At 60.0% G+C, this 24,032-nt stretch carries 16 protein-coding genes; 1 reads left to right on the top strand and 15 read right to left on the bottom strand.

What is annotated here, in order from left to right:
• Positions 1–14: 14 nt before the first annotated feature.
• The 4 genes from AB3U87_RS06325 to AB3U87_RS06310 all read right to left on the bottom strand — a co-directional run bounded on the left by AB3U87_RS06325 (position 15) and on the right by AB3U87_RS06310 (position 4,131).
• Complete coding sequence (locus AB3U87_RS06325; RefSeq protein WP_253455427.1) at positions 15–1,292, bottom strand: MFS transporter; 1,278 nt, start codon at positions 1,290–1,292, stop codon at positions 15–17.
• A complete protein-coding gene (locus AB3U87_RS06320; protein WP_394148709.1) occupies positions 1,285–2,436 on the bottom strand; it encodes a mandelate racemase/muconate lactonizing enzyme family protein in 1,152 nt (383 codons plus the stop codon). The genes AB3U87_RS06325 and AB3U87_RS06320 overlap by 8 nt, the downstream gene beginning before the upstream one ends.
• 310 nt (positions 2,437–2,746) lie before the next feature.
• Positions 2,747–2,905 (bottom strand): type I toxin-antitoxin system Hok/Gef family toxin, encoded by a 159-nt coding sequence (locus AB3U87_RS06315; RefSeq protein WP_253461128.1) that lies wholly within the window; start codon positions 2,903–2,905, stop codon positions 2,747–2,749.
• A gap of 224 nt (positions 2,906–3,129) precedes the next feature.
• A complete protein-coding gene (locus AB3U87_RS06310) occupies positions 3,130–4,131 on the bottom strand; it encodes a zinc-binding alcohol dehydrogenase family protein (RefSeq protein ID WP_253455423.1) in 1,002 nt (333 codons plus the stop codon).
• A gap of 97 nt (positions 4,132–4,228) precedes the next feature.
• Between AB3U87_RS06310 and AB3U87_RS06305 the strand changes: the two genes are divergently transcribed.
• Positions 4,229–5,125 carry a LysR family transcriptional regulator gene (locus tag AB3U87_RS06305; protein WP_253461126.1) on the top strand — a complete coding sequence of 299 codons (897 nt, stop codon included), beginning with the start codon at positions 4,229–4,231 and terminating at the stop codon, positions 5,123–5,125.
• A 176-nt stretch (positions 5,126–5,301) separates the two neighbouring features.
• Here the strand turns inward: AB3U87_RS06305 and ettA are convergent, their stop codons facing one another.
• The 11 genes from ettA to atzF all read right to left on the bottom strand — a co-directional run bounded on the left by ettA (position 5,302) and on the right by atzF (position 23,964).
• A complete protein-coding gene (ettA, locus tag AB3U87_RS06300; protein ID WP_125290490.1) occupies positions 5,302–6,969 on the bottom strand; it encodes an energy-dependent translational throttle protein EttA in 1,668 nt (555 codons plus the stop codon).
• A 107-nt stretch (positions 6,970–7,076) separates the two neighbouring features.
• A complete protein-coding gene (gene deoR / locus AB3U87_RS06295) occupies positions 7,077–7,841 on the bottom strand; it encodes a DNA-binding transcriptional repressor DeoR (RefSeq protein ID WP_301252421.1) in 765 nt (254 codons plus the stop codon).
• A gap of 154 nt (positions 7,842–7,995) precedes the next feature.
• Positions 7,996–11,934 (bottom strand): non-ribosomal peptide synthetase, encoded by a 3,939-nt coding sequence (locus AB3U87_RS06290; RefSeq protein WP_394148708.1) that lies wholly within the window; start codon positions 11,932–11,934, stop codon positions 7,996–7,998.
• A 453-nt stretch (positions 11,935–12,387) separates the two neighbouring features.
• Complete coding sequence (urtE, locus tag AB3U87_RS06285; RefSeq protein WP_394148791.1) at positions 12,388–13,086, bottom strand: urea ABC transporter ATP-binding subunit UrtE; 699 nt, start codon at positions 13,084–13,086, stop codon at positions 12,388–12,390.
• Position 13,087: 1 nt separating this feature from the next.
• The gene (urtD, locus tag AB3U87_RS06280; RefSeq protein WP_301730190.1) at positions 13,088–13,879 is read right to left on the bottom strand and encodes an urea ABC transporter ATP-binding protein UrtD; all 792 of its coding nucleotides are present in this window, start codon (positions 13,877–13,879) and stop codon (positions 13,088–13,090) included.
• Entirely contained in the window at positions 13,872–14,948 is a 1,077-nt protein-coding gene (gene urtC / locus AB3U87_RS06275) for an urea ABC transporter permease subunit UrtC (RefSeq protein ID WP_253455415.1), read from the bottom strand. The genes urtD and urtC overlap by 8 nt, the downstream gene beginning before the upstream one ends.
• Positions 14,948–16,510 (bottom strand): urea ABC transporter permease subunit UrtB, encoded by a 1,563-nt coding sequence (urtB, locus tag AB3U87_RS06270; RefSeq protein ID WP_394148707.1) that lies wholly within the window; start codon positions 16,508–16,510, stop codon positions 14,948–14,950. Before urtB ends, urtC begins: the two co-directional genes overlap by 1 nt.
• Positions 16,511–16,571: 61 nt before the next feature.
• Entirely contained in the window at positions 16,572–17,840 is a 1,269-nt protein-coding gene (gene urtA, locus AB3U87_RS06265; RefSeq protein WP_301730188.1) for an urea ABC transporter substrate-binding protein, read from the bottom strand.
• Between the two features lie 10 nt (positions 17,841–17,850).
• A complete protein-coding gene (locus AB3U87_RS06260; RefSeq protein WP_253455409.1) occupies positions 17,851–18,549 on the bottom strand; it encodes a GntR family transcriptional regulator in 699 nt (232 codons plus the stop codon).
• Between the two features lie 11 nt (positions 18,550–18,560).
• Entirely contained in the window at positions 18,561–22,175 is a 3,615-nt protein-coding gene (gene uca / locus AB3U87_RS06255; RefSeq protein ID WP_394148706.1) for an urea carboxylase, read from the bottom strand.
• Positions 22,168–23,964 carry an allophanate hydrolase gene (atzF, locus tag AB3U87_RS06250; protein WP_394148705.1) on the bottom strand — a complete coding sequence of 599 codons (1,797 nt, stop codon included), beginning with the start codon at positions 23,962–23,964 and terminating at the stop codon, positions 22,168–22,170. The genes uca and atzF overlap by 8 nt, the downstream gene beginning before the upstream one ends.
• Positions 23,965–24,032: the final 68 nt, after the last annotated feature.

The raw sequence follows: 24,032 nt of genomic DNA, 5'->3' as shown, positions 1-24,032 counted from the left end.
TCCCTTTTTGTTCGTTAAGCCAGCGCCCGCAGCGCGTTGACGCTGCGCTCACGCACAAAGATACCCAGCAGCGCCATTCCGGTCAGCGCCAGTACGCTGGCCAGTAAAAAGGCCGACGAATAGCCGCCGCCATACTGGATCAGAAACCCGGTGATGCCCGGCGACAGGATACCCGCCAGGTTCGCCAGCAGATGCACAAATCCGCCGGCGGTGCCGATGCGCTCGGCGGGCACGATATCCTGCAGCAGCGACCAGCACGCCTGCGGCGTCATATAGGCGAACACGCTGGCCAGCGTAATCAGCGAAACCGCCAGCGTGACGCTGCTGGCCCAGGCCGTCAGCATCACGCAGACGGCGGCCACCGCCAGCCCAGAGAAGATCACCAGCTTGCGCGACAGCAAAAAATTGCCGGTACGGCGGAACAGCGCATCGGAAATCATGCCGCCGCCGATAAAGCCGATGGTCGCGCCCAGCCACGGCAGAATGCCGATCAGGCTCATGCTTTTAATATCCAGATGCTGAAAGTCGGTCAGGTAGCTGGGCAGCCATGACAGAAAGAAAAACTGGATGTAGTTAAAGCAAAAGAAGGCTGCCGCGACGCCCAGTACCGGCAGCGACAGCACGTAGTGCCAGAGCGGCGTCTTAGCCTGGCCCGTCGGGGTAACGCGAGTGGCGGGGCGCTGAGCGGCGATCATCTGTCTTTCCGGCTCGCTGACGCGCGGATGGTGTTCCGGCCTGTCGCGAAACAGCCACAGCCAGAAAGCCAGCCAGACAAAGCCCAGCGCGGCAATCACGATAAAAGAAACGCGCCAGCCGAAGTGCAGCCCGACTAATCCTACCACGGGCGCGGCGATAGCGGCGCCCAGCGGCTGACCGGCATTGGTGAAGCCGACGGCGCGGCCGACTTCCTTGCGCGGGAACCAGTTGGAGATCGATTTATTGGTGGTGGTGCCCATTGGCCCTTCGCCGATGCCAAACAGCACGCGGACGATCAGCAGGTGCGTAAAGCTGCCCGCCAGCGCCGTCGCGCCGCAGAACAGCGACCAGACGGCCGCCGCCCAGCCAAATACCTTGCGCGGGCCGTAGCGATCGGCGCCCCAGCCGCCCAAAAAGCAGAACAGGCAGTAGCCGATAAAAAAGCAGCTGAACAGGATGCCCATCTGCGCGTCGTCAATCTGCAAATCCTTTTTCACCAGCGGCGCCATCACCGACAGCGCAGCGCGATCCAGATAGTTGAGCACGCCCGCGAAAAACAGCAGCAGCGCCACAACGCTGCGATAGTTTTTAAACATGACTGGCCTCCGCGCTTAAGGTGATATGGCTGACGGTATGAGCTTTCAGCACGGCCAGATCGGGCGAGAAACCCAGGCCTGGCGTAGTGGAGAGGGTAAGCGTCGGGGAAAAATCGAGCTGTGGATAGAGCTGCGGCGTGAAGCGGATCCAGGGCACTTCCAGCAGGATATCCTGCGGCAAGGCGGCCACCAGGTGCGCCGTCGCCAGCAAACCTGCGCCGTAGTAGAAACAGTGCGGCACCACTTTAATGCCGTGCCCGGCCGCCTGGGCCATCACGCGCAGCATGGCCGTGATGCCGCCTACTTTTGCCACGCTGGGCTGCAGCACGTCCACCGCCGCCGCAGAGTAAAACGGCTCGAATCCCCAGTCACCGCAAACATTTTCCCCGGCGGCTATCGGCGTGCCCGCGCGACGTACCGCCGCCAGGCCTGCAATATCATCCGGCGGCCAGATCGGCTCTTCCAGCCAGCCCAGCTTTAATTCTGCCAGCTGGCGAGCGCGGGCGGTGGCTTCCGCTACCGTCCACGGGCAGTTTACGTCCACCATCAGGGTCGCTTCCTGCGGCAGCGCGGCTCTGGCGGCGGCAATGGCGGCGTAATCGGTTTCATGCAGCTTCATCGTGTGAAAGCCCGCCTGCCAGGCGCGCCGTACCTGACGAGCGACCTCTTCCGGCTGGTTGTTGTAGCTGACCAGGCTGGCGTAGAGGCCGATCTCGCTGCGCGTCGCGCCCAGCAGCTGCCATAAAGGCTGGCCAAGGTGCTGACCCAGCAGATCCCATAGCGCGATATCGATAGCCGACAGCGCATAGCGTACCGGCCCGCTGCGGCCAAAAGCGTGCAGCGCCTGCTCCGCCTCGCTAACCAGCGCCGTCAGCGCCTCGCGGCTTTCGGGCGCCGTTTTTCCCAGAAAAAGCGGGATGACCAGCGATTCCAGCGCCTGAAGCGTCACCGGATTGCATAAATGGCCGAAGCCTTCACCCCAGCCCTGGCGGCCATCGTCCGTGGTAATGCGCACCAGCAGCGTTTCCATTTTCTTTAACGCAGGCGAAGCGGCGTTCCAGGCCGTTGTCTGCTCCTCTGGCGTACTGCGATCGCTTTCAAAAGGAATAGCGAGGCGGATAGCCTCAATGTGACTGATTTTCATGCCATAAACCTCATCGGGTAGTGAGGGAGACAGCGGCTTGTAATCAGATTTATGAGCGCCGGCTGCCTGTTGCCGTTTCAGTATAAAAAAGCGTCCAGGCGGCGGCATCGTACAGCCGCACAAGGATGGCGGGGCAAGGCGAGGGAAATTTTGGCATCTGGCTAAGCGGCTGCGGGACAGCTCACAGAAGCGGCGGATAAAAAGATCGGAAAGGGCCGTCAGCGTTACCCGACGGCCCTGTAAAAGGCGCTTGCGGCACGCCAGCTTTCATCATCTCCAAAAAGGCAGGGTTTCCCCTGCCTTCAGGCAGCTACTTGCCGGATTCGTAAGCCATGAGCGCCGCCACCTCCCTGTTACCGTCCCTGTAGCGGATCTCGCAGAGCGATTTCCTTACCAGACCGGTGAATAGTAACAGCGTGAGACACACTATTAATATGCACAGGATAAGCGTGTTATGCGGTATTTTCATGGCTGCCTTCTCCTTGCCTTGCGGCGGGCAAGAGGCTATTCTGATGCTGTTGGTCATGCAGAACGCCTCGTTGGTTAATTGAAAAATGACCTTCGGGGCTTTCTTCTTTCTGCCACACTCTCCATCAGCATCGCTGCCAACGACATGAGGCAAAAAGCCTCAAGCGCCGACGCCATTATATCGTTTCTACCCTCGAAGGATTGCGAGCCGTCTCGGGAGTTCGATTAATAAACCATCACCACTTTACCGCGCATATGGCCTTCCAGCACCAGACGGTGCGCTTCCGTCAGCGTTTCCACGCTCAGTCCCTGCAGCGTTTTGCTCAGCGACGTGGTGACTTTTCCGTCGTCCAGCAGTTTCGCCGTGGCGTCCAGAATTTCACCCTGGCGAGCGATATCCGGCGTGTTATACATGCTGCGGGTATACATAAACTCCCAGTGCAGCGCGGCGCTTTTCAGCTTGAGCTGATCCATATTGAGCGGCTTTTCGTTTTCCACGATGGTACAGATTTGCCCCTGCGGCGCGATCAGCTGTGCCAGCGTCTCCCAGTGGCCGTCGGTATCGTTCAGGCAGAAAATATAGTCGACCTGCTTCAGGCCATGTTTTTCCAGTTCCGCAGGCATATCTTTATAATCGATAACCAGATCCGCGCCGCGATCTTTACACCACTGCGCCGAGTCAGGACGAGAAGCGGTGGCGATGATGGTGACCTTGCTGTGCAGCTTAGCGAAAGGAATAGCCAGCGAGCCTACGCCGCCTGCGCCGCCAACAATCAGCAGCGTTTTGCCTTCTTCAGCCTTATCAATCAGCAGGCGGTCAAAGAGACCTTCCCAGGCGGTCAGGGCGGTCAGCGGGATCGCGGCGGCTTCGGCCCAGTTCAGCGAGGTGGGCTTGTGGCCGACGATGCGGGAATCGATCAGCTGCTGCGTGGCGTTGCTGCCCGGACGGGTGAGATCGCCCGCATAATAGACTTCGTCGCCGACTTTAAAATTGCTGACCTTGCTGCCGACTTCCAGCACCACGCCGCTGGCGTCCCAGCCCAGAATGCGCGGCTCCTTAAGGCCGTTTTTCTGCGCGCCCTTATGGACTTTGGTATCCACCGGATTCACCGAGGCGGCTTTCACTTCGACCAGCAGGTCGTAACCCTCAGGGCCACGCTTATCTGTTTGTATTTCAATAAATTGATCCGGTTTTTCTGGATTAACGGCAATAGCTCTGATTGTCATAACACCTCTCCTTTGATTTATGCTATTGAGTGTAGAAGCTAAGCAGACTAATGATAAGTCGCACAATCACTAACTCAGCGTTCGTTTCAGGTGAACAATAATGTTTAAACAGCTGCAGGATATGGCTCTCTTTGCAATGGTAGCCGAGTGCGGCAGTTTTACCGGGGCAGCAAAGCGCGCAGGGTTGCCGAAATCCAGCGTCAGCCAACGTATCAGTCAACTTGAACAGGCGCTGGGATTGCGCCTGATTAACCGTACGACCCGCCAGCTTAATCTGACTTTTGCCGGCGAGCGTTATCTGGTGCACTGCCGCGAGATGCTACAGGCCAGCGAAAGGGCCAGCATGACCATCGATCGCCTGCGGGACAATCCAAGCGGACGCTTACGTATCACGTCGCCGGCCGGCATCGGAGCCACGCTGCTGGCGCGGTTTAACGCCGCTTTTCAGCAGGCCTGGCCGGATGTCATGCTGGAGGTGTCGGTATCGGATCGGATGCACGATATCGTGCAGGAAGGCTATGACATTGCGCTACGTACCGGCCAGCCGCAGGATTCTTCGCTTATCGGCAGGCGGGTTGGCTACACCAGGCGCTTACTGGTCGCTTCACCTGCCTATCTGGCGCGCTACGAAGCGCTTACCCATCCTCAGCAGCTGGCGGATCACCGCTGCATTGCCCATCAGGTATGGAACGAGTGGCCGTTAAGAAAAGAGGATGAGTATTATCGCTGGCAGCTGCCGCCGGTGCATACCGCCAATAATCTGCTGTACGCGCGAGAATGCGCCCTGGCCGATGCGGGTATTACGCTGCTGCCGGAAATGCTGGCTAAAGACATGCTGGCTGAAGGAAAGCTGGTAGAGGTGCTCCAGGACTGGAAAGCGTTGGGCAGCGAGCTGTGGCTGGTTTATCCCAGCCGTAAGCTGAACTCGCCCGCGCTGGTGCGCTTTGTCGATTTCGCGCTGGAGTCGGAGATTTTCCGGGAGTTTTATCGTTAGGGCTCGGTGTGCTCAGGCGAACTGCGGGGATTTTATCGTCAGGACCTGGCGCGCTCAGGCGAACTACGGGAATTTTATCGTCAGAGCGTGGTGCGTTCAGGCGAACTACGGGGATTTCAACGGCAGAAAAAGGTGACACGCCGTGCCGGCAGACAGCCGGGCACGGCGTAGCGAGATTACTTCGCCATACGCTTGTACTTGATGCGTTTCGGCTCCAGTGCTTCCGCACCCAGCGTACGCTTCTTGTACTCTTCGTATTCGGTAAAGTTACCCTCAAAGAACTCGATCTTGCCTTCATCCTGATAGTCCAGGATGTGAGTGGCAATACGGTCCAGGAACCAGCGGTCATGCGAGATAACCATTGCGCAGCCAGGGAACTCCAGCAGGGCGTTTTCCAGCGCGCGCAGGGTTTCGATGTCCAGGTCGTTGGTTGGCTCATCGAGCAGCAGCATATTGCCGCCGACCTGCAACAGCTTGGCCAGGTGCAGACGACCGCGCTCGCCGCCGGACAGTTCGCCTACGCGTTTGCCCTGATCGACGCCCTTAAAGTTAAAGCGGCCGACATAGGCGCGGCTTGGCATTTCGGTATTGCCGATGCGCATGATGTCCTGGCCGCCGGATACTTCTTCCCAGACGGTTTTCGAGTTATCCATGCTGTCGCGGAACTGATCGACCGAGGCCAGCTTGACGGTATCGCCCAGCACGATGCTGCCGGAATCCGGCTGTTCCTGACCGGACATCATGCGGAACAGCGTTGATTTACCCGCGCCGTTCGGGCCGATGATGCCGACAATAGCGCCTTTCGGCACGGAGAACGACAGGTCGTCAATCAGCAGGCGGTCGCCATAGGATTTGCGCAGGTTGCTGACTTCCAGCACTTTATCGCCCAGGCGCGCGCCAGGTGGAATAAAGAGTTCGTTGGTTTCGTTACGCTTCTGGTAGTCGGTGCTGTTCAGCTCTTCAAAGCGGGCCAGACGCGCTTTGCCTTTCGACTGACGGCCTTTGGTACCGGCACGCACCCACTCCAGCTCTTTCTCGATCGATTTACGGCGGGCCGCTTCGCTGGAGGCTTCCTGCGCCAGGCGGGCATCTTTCTGCTCCAGCCAGGAGGAGTAGTTGCCTTCCCACGGAATACCTTCGCCACGGTCCAGCTCCAGGATCCAGCCCGCGACGTTGTCCAGGAAGTAACGGTCGTGGGTAATCGCCACCACGGTGCCTTCGAAGTCATGCAGGAAGCGCTCCAGCCAGGCCACGGATTCGGCATCCAGGTGGTTGGTCGGTTCGTCCAGCAGCAGCATGTCCGGCTTTTCCAGCAGCAGACGGCACAGCGCGACGCGGCGACGCTCACCACCGGAAAGATTAGCGACTTTCGCATCCCAGTCCGGCAGGCGCAGCGCGTCGGCGGCGCGTTCCAGCTGGGTATTCAGATTGTGGCCGTCGTGCGCCTGGATAATCTCTTCCAGACGACCCTGCTCGGCGGCCAGCTTATCGAAGTCCGCGTCTTCTTCCGCGTACAGCGCGTAAACTTCGTCCAGACGCTTCAGCGCGCCCACGACGTCGGCCAGCGCCTCTTCTACCGATTCACGAACGGTATGCTCCAGGTTGAGCTGCGGCTCCTGCGGCAGATAGCCGATCTTGATGCCGGGCTGCGGGCGAGCTTCCCCTTCGATATCTTTATCAATGCCGGCCATAATGCGCAGCAGCGTAGATTTACCCGCGCCGTTTAAGCCCAGCACGCCGATTTTTGCGCCGGGGAAAAAGCTCAGGGAAATATTTTTCAGGATATGACGCTTCGGCGGAACCACTTTGCCGACGCGATGCATGCTATAGACGAATTGAGCCACGTAGGATGAGCCTCTTGGTGTCTGTGTAATAATCGGGGCAGTCGCTGCCCACTCAGATAGCGAAGTTTAGCTGGTTTCACCCGGCAATCACAGACGCAGGCGGCAGATTATCCTGAGTACTGCGTCACGCCCGCCTGTTCCAGCCGCCGGGCCAGCGCTTCCGGCGCCGCTTTATCGCTGATTAGGGTATCGAACAGCGAGAGCTCGCCGATGCGCGCGGGCAGCACCTTGCCGAATTTGCTGCTGTCCGCCACCAGGATATTCTGGCTGGCGCGCTGTAGGGCCTGATGCTTCATCGGCAGTTCGTTGAGGTTGAAGCAGGTCACGCCCTGATGCGCATCAATGCCCGCCGCAGAGATAAAGGCTTTGCCGGGACAAAGATTATCGATAACCGAGCCCTGGCCCAGCGGCGTGAAAATGGCGTTGTCGGCGTGAAACTCGCCGCCGTTGAGGATCACCTTACAGCGGGGTTTTTCTTTCAGCGCCAGGAAGGTGTTTACCGCGCAGCAGATGGCGATAAACTCCAGCTCGTTATCAATGGCGTCGATAATCCACGGCATGGTGGTGCCGCAGTCAAAAAACACCGTTTCGCCGGGCTGAATTAGCGTGGCCGCCAGCTGGCCCAGCCGCCGCTTCTTTTCCACGTTGTGCGCCTGCTGATCGGAAACGAAGTAGTGGCGCTGGGTAGCTTTAGGATCGCTGACGATATAGCCGCCAAGCAGCACCACGGAAGAGGGCTGCTCGCCAAGATCGCGTCGAATGGTCATTTCGGAAACGCCCAGCAGCAGCGCCGCTTCTTTCAGATGGATCTTGTCGGTACGCTTCAGCGCGTGGGCCAGTTTTTTTACTCGCTCGCTGCTACGGCTTTCCATAAACGGTTGTTCCTGTTCGGGGACGGGCGCTGCTTTTCCGTATAAATCGCTCTGATTTTAATAAGTTGCAGGGAAAGATGCAGGCAGAGGGATTATCTTACCCGCATCGGTAAAGCGCCGCAAACGCCAGTGTTTACGGCTCTGAAAGCAGCGGTTATGCGGTAGAGCTTTTCGTCGCGTGGTTGTCGGTTAGCGCCGCGATAATGTCCTGATGGCAAGAGATAATAGAGTGATGATCCGCTGCCAGCGGCACGATTTTAAGATGCTGACAAATTTGACCTAATCCATTATCGGTCATCGCCAGTATTTCGCGCCCATCGTTTCGATCGATATTAATCAGGTTCACAAATTTTGTGGCCTTGAACAGCGTCACCCTGGTATGGCGAAGCGCTGAACTCAGCGGCTGATCGTTTAGCTTTAACTCCGTGTCTTCAATGCGAATAACGCGCCGGGCCGCTTCGCCTTCTAAGCCAATAGCCGCCAGCAGCGATCCCAGCATGCCTGGGGTAACGCGCTGCTGAACGGCCGTCTGGTAAAGGCTGTCCAGCACAAAAACGTGGATATGCCGATAACCGGCGCGTTCCAGCTGCGCGGCGATTTCCAGCGCAATAATGCCGCCCAACGACCAGCCGAGCAGATAAACCGGCCGATCCTGCGGCAGGCCGCGCTGTAGCATATGCTGCAAATAGTAAGCAGCCAGCGCGGGCAGGGCAGACACGGCAGGCTGATTAAAAAGGTTATAGTTATTAATCCCGATGACGTTCATTTTGCCTTCCAGGCTTAGCGCCAGATCCTGATAGATCTCGCAGCCGACAATGGCGGGATGCACCATCCACATTTCTCGGCTGGCCGTATGAACATTCAAAGGCTGAAGCAGACGAAACTCTGTCTGCGACCTGTTCATATGCTGAAGCAGTTTTTGCAGCGGCGGCGGCGAGGCGGCCGGGGTTTCGGCATGGTAACCGCTGCGAATAGCGTTGGCCTGTTGACGCAGCGTAGCGTGCGAGAGCAGCGTCTTCATCTCTATTGCGATCCCCTGGTTTTTCAACTTCATCATCAGCTGGATGGCATGAATTGAATGACCGCCAAGCTCGAAAAAATCATCGTCGCGGCCGATCCGGGAAACGCCCAGAAGATCGCTCCAGCACGCGGCCAGCAGACGCTCCTCGTTATCGATCGGCGGCAGAAAGGTTTTCTCTTCCCGTGCCTGTAAAACGGGCTGCGGCAGCGTTTTACGATCCAGCTTGCCGTTGGGCGAGAGCGGGAAGGCATCCAGCCGCACAATAGCGAACGGGATCATATAATCGGGCAGCGTTTCCTTCAGCTGTTCGCGAAGCCGCTGCTCAAGCCGGGCTTCCGGTTTAGCCACTACCCAGGCGACCAGCCGCTTATCGCCCCGATCGTCATCGCAGGCCTGCACCAGCGCACCTTCTACGCCAGCGCAGTGGCCAAGCTGCTGCTCAATTTCGCCCAGTTCGATACGCAAACCGTGAATTTTTACCTGAAAATCATTGCGCCCCAGATAGTCGATGCTGCCGTCGTCCAGCCAGCGGGCCAGGTCGCCGGTTTTGTAGAGCCGGCCTTCACCGCAGGCGCTGAAAGGATCGGCGATAAACCGTTCCCTGCTCAGTTCAGGACGGTTGAGATAGCCTCTTGCGACCTGAATGCCGCCAATATGCAGCTCGCCGCTGACGCCAGGCGGAACGGGTTGCAGCTGCGCGTCAAGAATATAGAGGCGAGTATTGGCAATGGGTTTGCCGATAGGGATTAGCGGACGCGGATCCGCAGGCGAGCAGTGCCAGGCAGAAACATCCACGGCGGCTTCCGTCGGGCCGTAAAGATTGTGCAAAGCCGCCTGGGGCAGCTGCTGGTGGCAGCGTTGCACGGTAGCCAGCGGCAACGCCTCACCGCTGCAAACGATGCGTTTAAGGCTGCCGCACTGGGCCATGTCGCCGTGGCGTAAAAAAAGTTGCAGCATGGAAGGAACAAAATGCAGCGTGGTAACCTGGTACTGATGAATAACCTCGCTGAGGTAATCCGGCTCGCGATGACCGCCAGGCTTCGCCAGCGCCAGCCGCGCGCCTGTCATCAGCGGCCAGAAAAACTCCCAGACCGAGACGTCAAAACTGAACGGTGTTTTTTGTAACACAGTCTCTTCCGGCCGAAGCTGATAAGCCTGCTGCATCCATTTCAGCCTGTTCATAACGGCCAGGTGTTCATTCATTACGCCTTTCGGCTTACCGGTCGAGCCTGAAGTATAAATAACATAGGCCAGCGAGCGCTGTGGATGGTCGCAGGCAGCGGAAAGGTTGCCGGTTGGCGCTTCCCGCCAGTGCATTTTATCGTTCAGCAGATGCAGGCGGGGAACCGAGCCCAACCCCCGCAGGGCTTTCTCCCCGGCATCGTCAACCAGCAGCGCGACGGCGCCGCAGTCTTCAAGCATATGTTCCAGGCGCTCCTGCGGGTAATCGGGGTCAAGCGGCACATAGGCACCGCCGGCTTTCAGTATCGCCAGCAGCGCTACCACCATCTCGCGACTGCGCTCAACGCAAAGCGCCACGCGGTCGTCCGCCTTAACGCCCTGCCTGCGTAAATGCCAGGCCAGCTGATTAGCCTGGCGGTTGAGCGATTGATAGCTGGTTTGCTGGCTGTAGCCACAGAGCGCGATGGCGTCGGGACGGTCGGCGGCCTGCTGTTCAAAATAGCGGTGGATACCTTCGGGAAAAGACCAGGCTTGCTCCGTAGCGTTCCAGCGATGAAAAATATTTTTCTGCTCGTCGGGCAGCAGCAAAGGCAGCTGCGCCACGGGCAGATCCTGAGGGCCGTCCAGGATTGCCGTCATCATTTGCAGCAGGCGATCGGCGATACGCTGCGCTTCTTCTTCACTAAACCAGGCCAGATTGACGTTGCACTCAAGCAGCGGGTCGTCGCCGGGATGGTAGTGCCGTAAATACACGGCCAGCGGCATTTGTTCATGGTGATGGCGCATCGCCTCGACCTTGAGCGGCAGGCCGTTCAGCTCGATGTCGGTCGGAAACGTTTCCAGCGAAAAGCTCAGGTCAAACAGCTGGCGGCGGCCCTGCTGGCTAAGACGCAGATGGCGATTCAGCTCGGCGATGGGAAAACGCTGGTGACGGTAGCTTCGGCGCAGTTCGTCAGCGACCTGTTTAATCAAGGGGGCAAAAGGCTGGCTAACGTCGATAGCCAGCCTGGCCGGGATCATCGATGAAAACATGCCGGGCGTTTGCTTATAGCGTGCGCCGCTGCGGTTATGCACCGGCATGCCCAGGGTAAGCGAATCGGTCTGCCACTGACGAGCGAACCAGCAGGCGAGGAGCGCGCTAAAAAAATGCATAGCAGAGCCGCCGTGCTGCTCTGCAAAGTTTTTCAGCTGTTGATAGCGTGCCGCCGTAATACGCCGCACCGCGTGCGCGCTGGGCCAGGCTTTATTTTCCTGAAAGCCCTGACGGCGCTCCAGCAATGAAGCGGGCGCTTCGGCAAAATGGTTAATCCAATATGCCCGATCGTGCTGATAGCGCTCGGAGCAGAGATATTGCTGGTCGCGGATAATAAAATCGCTATAGCCCGCAGAGAGAACGGGCGCACAGGGCGCCTGCGCCTGTAATGATTTATAACTGGCCATAATCATTTTACTTAACAGCGAAACTGAGGTGCCGTCGGCAATGATATGATGCGTGCTGAACAGCCAGAGCGTAGTGACATCATTAACTTTAACCGTCATGCTGCGCCAGAGCAGTTCGCCATGTAATTTAAAAGGTTTAATAAACTGGCGGCGAATAAATGCTTTGGCTTCATTTAACGACAGAGACGCCTGACTGACATCGTGGTATTCAAGGACGGGTTCTTTTTTATGGACGGTCGTCTGATTAATGCCGTGTTCATCTTCTTCAAGAATGATATTTAACGCCTCATGCTGCGCCATAACTTTCCTGATAGCGTCATGCAATAGATCTGCGGTAAATGTTGTATCGATGTGCCACAGCGCGCCCACGTTATAGCAGGGTGCTTCTGGGGTAAGAAGCTGATCGAGCCAGACGGCTTGCTGTACGGTAGTCAAAGGAAAAGTAGCCACGCAAATACCTCCGATGAGGGATAATTGGAAAAAATAAATCAGTAACAAGGTGGTTAAGTATATAAAGTTTACGAAAAGAAGATATGAAAAATTGGAGGAAACGTTATGAGTAAATTAACCTTAATTAATATGACGTTAATTTTTTATGGGATAAAAATAATTATTGTTTGATAAACAGTTAAATAAGGAAAAATAGAGATATTGGTCTTTTTTAGAGACGGTGGTACAGCGCTATTTAAAAAAGGTTTTACAGGATTGAACAGGCATGTGGTTATTGGGATGGCAATGTATTTTAGGGATGGGTGTATATTTATCGCTGCGAATAATGTTTAAAGTTAATTGTGCGAAAGCTCCGAGAAATATAATTGAGATGGCAATATATTAATCGATAAATATTAAGTCCTGTCGGGAAATAAACAACGCCTGCGGCCTTTTTCAGCGCAGGCGTCGCCATTAAATAGCCACCAGCCCGCGTACGCCGTCCGCTTCCATGGTTTCACCCCGGCCGCGCCGCACAATTTTGCCGCGCGACATCACCAGATAGCTGTCGGCAAGCTCGGCGGCAAAATCGTAAAACTGCTCCACCAGCAGGATAGCCATATCGCCGCGCTGCGCCAGCTGGCGGATCACTGCGCCAATCTCCTTAATAACCGAAGGCTGGATGCCTTCCGTCGGCTCGTCCAGGATCAGCAGCTGCGGACTGGCGGCCAGCGCGCGGCCAATGGCCAGCTGCTGCTGCTGCCCGCCGGAAAGATCGCCGCCGCGCCGCAGCCGCATTTCCCGCAGCACCGGGAAAAGCTGATAAATCTCTTCCGGCACCTGTTTTGCCCGCGAGCCGGAAAAGCGCGACAGCCCCATCAGCAGGTTCTCTTCCACCGTCAGGCGCGGGAAAATCTCCCGTCCCTGCGGCACATAGGCCATCCCGGCCTGCACGCGCTGATGCGGCCTGCGGCCGTTGATGCGCTGTTCTTGCCAGCTGATGACGCCTGACTTAGCTGGCAGCAGGCCCATCAGGCACTTCAGCAGCGTGGTTTTCCCCACGCCGTTGCGCCCCAGCAGGCAGGTGATTTCGCCCGGACGGACCTCAAAAGAGAGGCCGCGTAAAATATGGCTGCCGCCATAATATTGATTCAGATCGGTGACTTTCAGCATCTCAGCGCCCCAGATAAACGTCGATAACCTGCTCATTCGCCTGCACCTCGCGCAGCGAGCCTTCCGCCAGCACCTGACCCTGATGCAGCACCGTTACGCGGTCGGCTATTGCTTCCACAAAGCCCATATCGTGCTCCACCACCATCAGCGAATGGCGGCCAGCCAGATCCTTAAACAGCCCGGCGGTGTACTCCGTTTCCGCATCGGTCATGCCCGCCGCGGGCTCGTCCAGCAGCAGCAGATGCGGATCCTGCACCAGCAGCATGCCAATCTCCAGAAACTGCTTTTGCCCATGCGAGAGCAGGCCCGCCGGACGCCCGCGCTCCGCGCCCAGCCGCAGCAGCTTCAGGACATCGTCAATACGATCCTGCTGCTCGCCGTTGAGTTTGCCGCGCAGGCAGGCCCACACCGATTTGTCGCCTTTAAGCGCGATTTCCAGATTTTCAAATACGGAAAGCGCCGCAAACACCGTGGGCTTCTGGAATTTACGGCCAATGCCCTGCCGCGCAATCTCTACCGGCGACAGCATCGTCAGGTCGGTGGTCTGATCGTAAAATACTCGCCCGCTGGTAGGGCGCGTTTTGCCGGTGATCACGTCCATCAGGGTGGTTTTTCCGGCGCCGTTCGGGCCAATAATGCAGCGCAGCTCGCCCACGCCAATCTGTAGCGACAGGTCGGTCAGCGCCTTAAAGCCGTCGAAAGCCACCGTAATATTTTCCAGCTGTAAGACCGGGTCGGTTTGTCCGCGATAGCGATCCGCAGGGTGCGGCTGGGTAAAAAGCGGTTCAGTCATGCTTCCTCCGGCGAAGCAGGCCAATCACGCCGTGCGGCAGAAACAGCGTGACCAGGATAAACATCAGCCCCAGAAAAAAGAGCCAGTATTCGGGAAAGGCGACGGTAAACCAGCTCTTAGCGCCGTTGACGATGCCCGCGCCGAGCAGCGGGCCGATCAGCGTGCCCCGGCCGCCGAGCGCCACCCAGATAGCCGCCTCGATAGAGTTGGTCGGCGACATTTCACCCGGATTGATAATGCCGACCTGCGGCACGTAGAGCGCGCCTGCCAGCCCGCACAGCACGGCGGAAAGCGTCCAGACAAACAGCTTAAAGCCCTGCGGATGGTAGCCGCAAAATATCAGGCGGTTTTCCGCATCGCGCACCGCCGTCAGCACGCGGCCAAATTTGCTGCGCGCCAGCGCAAAGCCGATAGCGAGCGTGGCCAGCAGCAGCAGCACCGTAACGATAAACAGGGCGATGCGGGTACCGGTCGCCGTGACCGGAAAGCCGAGCAGGGTAGTGAAGCCGGTAAAGCCGTTGTTGCCGCCAAAGCCGGTTTCGTTGCGGAAAAACAGCAGCATCCCGGCCCAGGTCAGCGCCTGGGTCATAATCGAAAAGTAGACGCCTTTGATTTTCGAGCGAAAGGTAAACCAGCCGAAGATCAGCGCCAGCAGGCCCGGCACCAGCACGATCAGGCAGAGCGCCCAGGCAAAGTGCTGCGTACCTGCCCAGAACCACGGCATTTTCTGCCAGGAGAGAAAGGTCATAAAGGCGGGCAGGCTGTCGCCCGAGGCCTGGCGCATCAGGTACATGCCCATTGCATAGCCGCCGAGCGCGAAAAACAGCCCGTGGCCGAGCGACAGCAGTCCGGCATAGCCCCAGACCAGATCCAGCGCCACGGCGACGATCGCATAGCAAAGAATTTTGCCGATCAGCGTCAGCGTCCAGGTAGAGATCGCCAGCGGATTGTCCGCCGGCAGCAGCGCGAGAAAAGGCAGGATCAGCAGCGCCGCCGTCACCAGCAGACCGGCGACGACGCTCAGGCGCGGCGCTTTTCGCGTCAGAGTCAGCGTAATAGGTTGCGTCATCAGTCAGTCACCCTTCCTTTGATGGCGAACAGGCCCTGCGGCCGCTTCTGGATAAACAGCACGATCAGCGCCAGCAGCAGGATTTTCCCCAGCACCGCGCCGATTTGCGGCTCCAGGATTTTGTTGAGGATGCCTAAACCGAACGCGGCCAGCACCGTGCCCGCCAGCTGGCCGACGCCGCCGGTCACCACCACCAGGAAAGAGTCGATAATGTAGCTCTGGCCCAGCTCCGGCCCGACGTTGCCCAGCTGCGACAGCGCCACGCCGCCCAGCCCCGCAATGCCGGAACCCAGCCCGAACGCCAGCATATCCACGCGTCCGGTCGGTACGCCGCAGCAGTCGGCCATGGCGCGGTTCTGCGTCACCGCCCGCACGTTCAGCCCAAGACGGGTTTTGTTCAGCAGCAGCCAGGTCAGGATCAGCACAAAGATCACAAACAAAATCACCGCGATACGGTTGTAAGGCAGCACCAGCCCCGGTAAAGCCTGCCAGCCGCCGGACAGCCACGGCGGGTTAGCGACCTCCAGGTTTTGCGTGCCGAACAGCACGCGCACCAGCTGGATCAGCATCAGGCTGATGCCCCAGGTCGCCAGCAGCGTCTCCAGCGGACGACCGTAAAGATGGCGCACGATGGTGCGCTCCAGCACCATGCCGATGGCGGCGGTGACGAAAAAGGCCACTGGCAGCGCCAGCAGCGGATAGAAAGCGAGCCACTCCGGGGCGTAGCGCTGAAACAGCGTCTGCACCAGCCAGGTGGCGTAGGCGCCCAGCATCAGCATTTCGCCGTGGGCCATATTGATAACGCCCAGCAGGCCATAGGTGATCGCCAGGCCCAGCGCCGCCAGCAGCAGCACCGATCCCAGCGACAGGCCGGAGAATGCCTGGCCGAGCAGCTCGCCCAGCCGCAGACGTTGTTGGATCTGCTTCAGGCTGTCGGCAGCGGCGGCGCGCACCTGCGCATCCGGCTCGTTTTGCGCCAGGCGCGTCAGCGCGGCCTGGGTTTGCGGATCGCTGGTTTCGCCCAGCAGCTTTACGGCCTTCAGGCGTATCTGAGGATCGGCGTCGGCAAGCTGTAATCCGGCCACGACCTGAGCCAGCACGGCGCGTACGTCGTCGTCCTGTTCTGCGGCCAGGCGTCTGGTCAGCAGCGGCAGCTGATCGGCCTGCGCTTCGTTTTGCAGCTCGCGCGCGGCGGCCAGGCGCGTGGCGGCGCTGTCGCTGACCAGCTGATGGGCGGCCAGCGTGGTGGCAATCAGCACGCGCAGCCGGTTGTTCATAAAGAGTTTTTTGGTGCTGCCTTCGGGCGGCGCATTGCCATCAAGCGGCGCCAGCCTGCCGTCAACGCGGCTGAACGGCCGCCTGTTGGCGTCCAGCACCACGTTTTCCTGATGCAGCGCGGTCAGCAGCGCAAGACGCGAGGCGTCCGGCTGGGCTGCCCACTGCTGAAGCAGCGCGACCTGGCCCGGACGGCTGGCGGCGGCGAAATCCGCGGCCGGCCCGGCAAAGGCGGCGGGCAGCAGGCACAGCGTAATAAAGAGCGTTAGCAGTTGACGTAGAATCATCGCGATGCCCATTCAGTGAAAAAAAGATGACCGGGCGGCGGCTGCCATCCCGGCCACGAGGTTACTGCGCTGTTTTTACCGGCCGATCGGACTTTTTATCGTTGCCGGGAAGATAAGGGCTCCACGGCTGCGCGCGCACCGGCTTGTCGGTCTGCCACACCACGTTGAACTGGCCGTTCTCTTCAATCTCGCCAATCATCACCGGCTTGTGCAGATGGTGGTTGGTGGCATCCATGGTCAGCGTAAAGCCGTCCGGCGCGTTAAAGGTTTGATTCGCCATCGCTTCCCGCACCTTGTCCACATCGGTGGTTCCCGCTTTCTCGACCGCCTGCGCCCACATATGAATACCTACGTAGGTGGCCTCCATCGGATCGTTGGTGACGGCGGTCGCGGCGTTCGGCAGATTGTGCGCTTTGGCGTAAGCGCGATAGTCCGCGACAAACTTTTTATTGACCGGATTGTCCACCGACTGGAAGTAGTTCCAGGCGGCCAGGTTGCCGACCAGCGGTTTGGTATCAATGCCGCGCAGCTCCTCTTCGCCAACCGAGAACGCCACTACCGGCACGTCGGTGGCTTTAATGCCCTGATTCGCCAGCTCTTTATAGAAAGGCACGTTAGAGTCGCCGTTGATGGTGGAGATCACCGCCGTTTTTCCGCCCGCAGAGAACTTTTTAATGTTGGCGACGATGGTCTGGTAATCGCTGTAGCCAAACGGCGTATAGACCTCCTCTATATCGCTGTCCTTCACGCCCTTGACGTGCAGGAAAGCGCGCAGGATTTTATTGGTGGTGCGGGGATAGACATAGTCGGTGCCGAGCAGGAAAAAGCGTTTCGCGCCGCCGCCGTCTTCGCTCATCAGATACTCCACCGCCGGGATCGCCTGCTGGTTCGGCGCCGCGCCGGTGTAGAAGACGTTCGGCGACATCTCTTCGCCCTCGTACTGCACCGGATAAAACAGCAGGCCGTTCAGCTCTTCAAATACCGGCAGCACCGACTTGCGGGAAACGGAGGTCCAGCAGCCGAAGACCACGGCGGCTTTGTCCTGCGACAGCAGCTGGCGTGCTTTTTCGGCAAACAGCGGCCAGTTGGACGCCGGATCGACCACCACCGGCTGGAGCTTTTTACCCAGCACGCCGCCTTTGGCATTGATTTCGTCGATGGTCATCAGCGCCACGTCCTTCAGCGGCGTTTCGGAAATCGCCATTGTGCCGGACAGCGACGAGAGGATGCCGACTTTGATCGTCTCCGCCGCCTGCGCGCTCCATGCCGCGCCCATCGCGATGACCGAAGCCGAAAGCGCAAAAGCTTTTAATAACGAACGTCTTTTCATCCGGTGAACCTCAAGAGTTAAGTGGATCGGGTAAAGTTCTGGCCTGCTGCAACCGATGCAGCGTTATTTTTCTGACCTCGGCCTTGCTGACGGCAATATGCGCCGTCAGGATGCGCCGGGCCGCTTCGCTTTGCTGCTGAAGTACCGCCAGCAAAATCTGTGCGTGTTCCTGATAAGTCGCGGCAATCCTGTCCTCACGGGTAAAATCGAGGCGGCGGATAATGCGGATTTTCTCGGTCAGCTCGGCATGGATAGCGGCCATTTCGCCGTTGCCCGCCGCCGCCACTATCGCCATATGAAACGCTTCGTCATGCAGCGACACCGCTTTACCGTCGGCCAGCTGCGGGGCCTCCAGCCAGAAGCGCCGCAGCGCGGCCAGCCGCTCGCCGGTCTGCGCCAGCGGCATCGCGCACAGGCGCTTAACGGCTTCGCACTCCAGCACGATGCGCAGATCGTACAGCTCCTCAAAACGGGTGAAGTCGAACTCGCATACCTGCCAGCCGCTGCGGAATTCGACCTCGACATAGCCTTCGCGTGCCAGCCGAAACAGCGCCTGGCGCACCGGCGTGCGGCTCACCGCCATCCGTCCGGCGATCTCGTTTTCGCTGAAGCGATCGCCGGGCATCAGGCGGAAATCGAAAATATCGTTTTTCAGCGTCTGATAGATTTTGTCCGCCAGCGGCAGGGGACGAGGCTTTGGTGTCTGCATCGCGCCGCGCCTTATTCCAGCCACAGCAGCGCGTCACCCGGCCTGACCGGCCGACCCGGCTGGCAGCCGATACGCCTGACGCGGCCCGCCTGCGGCGCGTTGACGGTCAGCTCCATCTTCATCGCCTCCACCACGATCAGCGGCTGGCCGACCACCACTTCGTCGCCCGGCTGCACCAGCACTTTCCAGATATTGCCGTTGAGATCGGCACTGACCAGCAGGCCATCCTCCTCTTCCTGCGGCAGCAGCGTCTCCTCGCTGGTCAGCGGCGCGCCTTCCTCTTCCTGCGCCCACAGCGCGACCTCGGTTTCGAAGGCGCTGGCCTGGCGCTGGCGGAAATCGGCGATATCGGCGGCGTTTTCCTGTAAAAAGCGCGTATGTTCGGCAAAATCAAAGAAGGTTTCTTCGATGGCGATGCGGCCCCGGCCTTCGCGGAAGTCTTCCCGCAGCCTGTCCAGCTCCGTCTCGCTGACCGGATAGAAACGCACCTGGTCGAAGAAGCGCAGCAGCCAGGGTTCATTCGCCGCAAACTGGTCGTTTTTCAGGAATTTGTTCCAGATCGGCAGCGTACGGCCCACCAGCTGATAGCCGCCGGGGGAATCCATGCCGTAGATGCACATATACATGCCGCCGATGCCGACGGTGCCTTCGGCGGTAAAAGTGCGGGCCGGGTTATATTTGGAGCTGAGCAGGCGATGACGCGGATCCACCGGCACGGCGCAGGGCGCGCCCAGATAGACATCGCCCAGCCCCAGGATCAGGTAGCTGGCGTCGAACAGCGTCTGGCGCACCGCCTCGCGCGTCGGTAGCCCGTTGATGCGTTGAATAAAATCAACGTTGTTCGGCAGCCACGGCGCGCTGGCGCGTACCGTTTCTTTGTAGCGTTCGACGGCGCCCAGCGTGGCGCTGTCCTCAAAGGCCATCGGCAGATGCACGATGCGGGAAGGCACCCGCAGCTGGCTGACGTCGCCCAGCTCTTTCTCCACGCGCAGCAGCAGCGCCAGCAGCTGTTTCTGGCTGAGGATGCGGCTGTCGTAGCGGATTTGCAGCGAGCGCACGCCCGGCGACAGCTCCTCCATGCCCGGCTGGCCGGTTTCGCGCAGGGCAATCATCAGCAGATGAACTCGCAGCCGCAGCGCCAGATCCAGCACGTTGTCGCCATACTCCAGCAGAATATAGTTATCGCCCGCCTGCCGATAAACGGCGGCTGGCGTGCTGGCTGTGGCTTCAAGCGCGGCCAGGATAGTGCCCGAACCGTGCGCGGTTTCCGCCAGCGACGGCACGGCAAAGGCGGGCGTGGTTATGTTATGCAGCGTGTTAATCCGCGCTTCCTGCGCTTTCTCCAGCGCCAGCGCCTCGTCAAAACCAATCGGATGAAAACGGATGCGGTCGCCCGGCTTGACCTGGCCGACTTTCCACAACTCCGCTTTGGCGATAGTCACAGGACAGACGAAGCCGCCAAGGCTTGGCCCGTCGCGCGTCAGGATCACCGGAAAGTCGCCGGTGAAGTTCACCGCGCCGATAGCGTATTCGCAGTCGTGCACGTTAGAAGGATGCAGGCCCGCTTCGCCGCCGTTGGGGCGCGCCCAGTCCGGCTTCGGCCCTACCAGCCGTACGCCAAGCCGGTTAGAGTTGTAGTGAACCTGCCAGGACTGCGCGAAAAATTCATCAATGGATCGCTGGGTAAAAAAGTCCGGCGCGCCGTGCGGGCCATAGAGCACGCCGATGCGCCATTCGTCGCCGTAGGTGGGGATCAGCGCGGCGTCCACGGCCTGCGGCTCGCCGACCGGCGCTGGCGTGGTACAGGCGGCAAGCTGCGGCTGCGAAACGGGCAGCATATCGGCCACGCGCAGCGTGCGTCCGGCATGGCCGCCAAACTGGCCAAGGGCAAAGGTCGAACGGCTGCCGAGATAGTCCGGCACGTCAAAACCGTTGCGTACCGCCAGGTAGGTGCGGCAGCCCGTCTGCGCGCGGCCCAGCGTCAGCGTCTGTCCGGCTTTGACCGTCACCGGCTGCCAGTAGCCGACCGGCGCGTCATCCAGCGTTGCCGGGCAATCCGCGCCGGTTAAGGCGATCACGGCGTCGGTGTGGAAGCGCAGCGTCGGGCCTTGCAGGGTAAACTCCAGGCCCGCCGCTTCTTCCGCGTTGCCGACGATGCGGTTCGCCAGCCGAAAAGCGAAGTCGTCCATCGGGCCGGACGGCGGCACGCCGATGTCCCAGTAGCCGGGACGGCCAGGGTAATCCTGAATGCTGCTCCAGGTGCCGGGCTGGAGCACTTCAATGACGTGGGCCGCAGGCGTAAAGCTGTCCAGCTGGCGCGTCCACACCTGGCCGCTGCGGAACTCGTCGGTGGCGATAACCTGACGCAGATAGTCAAGATTGGTAGCAATGCCGTGCAGCCGCGTTTCATTCAGCGCCTCGCGCATTTTTGCCAGCGCCGCCTCGCGGTTTTCCGCGTGAACGATCAGCTTGGCGATCATCGGATCGTAAAAGGCGGAAACTTCTGAACCCGTCGTCACGCCGCTGTCCACGCGCACCCCTTCCGGAAAGCAGACGTCCGTCAGCACGCCCGGACTGGGCTGAAAGTTTTTCACCGGATCTTCGGCATAGAGCCGCACTTCAATCGCCGCGCCCTGCGGCGCCTGCGCCATACGCGCCCAGTCCGGCTCCACGCCCGCCGCCACCTGCAACATGCACTCGACCAGATCCAGCCCGGTCACGCATTCGGTGACCGGATGCTCGACCTGTAAACGGGTATTCACTTCCAGAAAGAAGAATTCGTCGCGCTGCGCGTCGTAGATATATTCCACCGTGCCCGCGCTGCGATAGTTGACGCGCTCGCCCAGCCGGACGGCTGATTCCAACAGGGCGCGACGCGTAGCTTCCGGCAGATTGGGCGCGGGCGTCTCTTCCACCACTTTCTGATTACGGCGCTGTAGCGAGCAGTCGCGTTCACCCAGGGCGACGACTTTGCCTTTGCCGTCGCCAAAAATCTGTACTTCCACGTGGCGCGCACGATCGATGCAGCGTTCCAGAAAGACGCCCGCATCGCTGAAGAACTGCTCGCCCAGGCGGCGGACGCTTTCCCAGGCGTCGCGTAGCGCCTGTGCGTCGCCGCAGCGGGTTAAGCCGATGCCGCCGCCGCCCGCAGTACTTTTCAGCATCACCGGATAGCCGATGGCGTCCGCGGCGGTTAAGGCTTCCGCCAGCGAGTTCAGCAGCGGCGTGCCCGGCGTCATCGGCACGCCAGCCTCGGCGGCCAGCTCGCGGGCGCGGTGCTTGAGGCCGAATTCGCCGATTTGCTGCGCCGTGGGGCCGACGAAAACGATGTTCGCTGCTTCACAGGCCGCCGCAAACGGCAGGCTTTCGGAAAGAAAACCGTAGCCGGGCCAGATCGCCTGGGCGCCGCTCTGCTGCGCCGCTGCCAGGATCCTGTCGATACGCAGATAGCTGTCGGCGGCTTTTTCGCCGCCCAGCGCGATGGCGATATCCGCCTCTTTGACATGCTGCGCGTTTTTATCCGCGTCGGAATAGACCGCCACGCCGGTAATGCCCAGCTTTTTCAGCGTGCGCAGGGCGCGGCAGGCGATTTCGCCCCGGTTGGCGACAAGAACGGTATTAAACATGGGAAGCCTCCTTGCGCGCCAGCCAGTTGCGCCAGCCGCCAAACTCGGTGATGTCCCGGGCGTCGGCCAGCGCCGCCGGTTCGCAAATAAAGCCTTTTACCTGACGACCATCCTCCAGCGTCAGCGTGCCGATGCCGAGCGGCGCAGGGATTTCCGCTACGAATTCGCCAAAGCGCGCCAGCGGAATGTCCCACAGCTCGACGGTAATGGCTTTGCCGCCGGTCGCTTTCGCCAGCCCCGGCTTGGGCGGCTGGGTGTTGGCCAACGCATAAAGGCGATAGGCGTCGGCGGTGCGGGTTTCTTCCACCAGCACCGCATTGCGGCGGGTTAACTGGTGATTCAGCGGCATCCCGGTCAGGTGCGCGCCAACGACCGCGACGCGAACGTGGTGTGGCGAAGCGGGCAAAGCGGACGGCGCGGCGCAGGCTTTTCCGGTCGCGCCCAGATCGAGCGCCAGGCTCTGCTGCCAGCGCTGCCCAAAGGTCGCCAGTGCGCGATCGTGCCACGCGGGCGCAATCAGCGTGATCCCGGCGGGCAGCCCGTCCTCACGGAATGGCCCTGGCAGGGCGAGCGCCGAGAGATCGGCCAGGTTAGTAAAGTTGGTATAGGTGCCAAACTGCGAGTTATAGCGCACCGGCTCCTGCCGCATCTCTTCCAGCGTGTGGATGGTCGGCGACGCTGGCACCACCAGCGCGTCAAACTGGGCGAGCGTCTGCTGGATCTGACGGCTCAGCTCCGCGCGCAGGTATTCCGCCCGATAAGCGTCAACCGCGCTGTAGTGCTGGCCGCTGGCGATAATGCCGTACACGGTCGCATCCATCTGTTCCGGATGGTGCAGCATCTCGCCGACGGCCGCGGTACGTTCGGCTACCCAGGGCCCCGAGTAAAGCTGTTCGGCCAGCTGGTGGAACAGCGCGAAATCGATGGGATGCAGCGTGGCGCCGCACGCCTGCAGCGCGGCCAGCGCTTTTTTCCAGGCGGCTTCGGCCTGTGCATCGTCAAAAAAGGTGGGATGAGAAGGAACAGCCAGGCGCGGCGCGGCAGGCAGGGCGGCGGGCGCCAGCGCCGGATTGTCGCGTGAATAGGCGTCACTGGCGTCATAGCCGCCCGCACAGGTCGCGACCTGGAAAGCATCCTCCACCGTCAGCGCAAACACGGAAAGCGTATCGTTCAGGCGGCAGGCTGGCAGCACGCCGGTGGCCGACAGCCAGCCTTTGGTCGGCTTCAGGCCGACGATATTGTTAAAGCCGGCCGGGACGCGCCCTGAGCCAGCGGTATCGGTGCCCAGCGCAAAGCAGACCAGGCCACGAGCCGTCACGGAAGCCGAACCGGAGCTGGAGCCGCCGCTGACGTAATCCGCATTAAAGCTGTTTTTCACCGCGCCATAGGGCGACCGCGTGCCGACCAGGCCGGTAGCGAACTGATCGAGATTGGTTTTGCCGATGACCACGGCGCCCGCCGCCTTCAGCCTGGCGACCGCAACGGCATCGGTTGCGGCTTCGTGAGCGAAAGCAGGGCAGGCGGCGGTGGTCGGCCAGCCCGCCACGTCGATATTGTCTTTCACCGCAAAGGGCACGCCGAACAGCGGCAGCGACTGCGGATCCTTCTGCCAGGCTGCCAGCAGCGGTTCCGTCTGCGCCCGCAGTTGAGAAGGAGTGGCAAGATAAAGCCAGGCGTTATCTTCCAGGCTCAGCTCCGCCAGCAAAGAGGAAAGGGTAGCGAACAGCTCCTGCGGCTGCTCCTGATGGTAACGCCGCCAGTCATTCAGGGTAAAACCGGTGAAAGCCATAGGTTGAATTCCATCTGGTATACAAGATGGAATAAACAGAGCAAAAGCCGTGCCATACGGATAATTTA

This window comes from Erwinia plantamica, from assembly GCF_043420595.1.
Classification (GTDB): domain Bacteria; phylum Pseudomonadota; class Gammaproteobacteria; order Enterobacterales; family Enterobacteriaceae; genus Erwinia; species Erwinia aeris.
The sequence above is the reverse complement of the archived record's forward strand: the minus strand, read 5'-3'. Positions and strand labels throughout refer to the sequence as shown.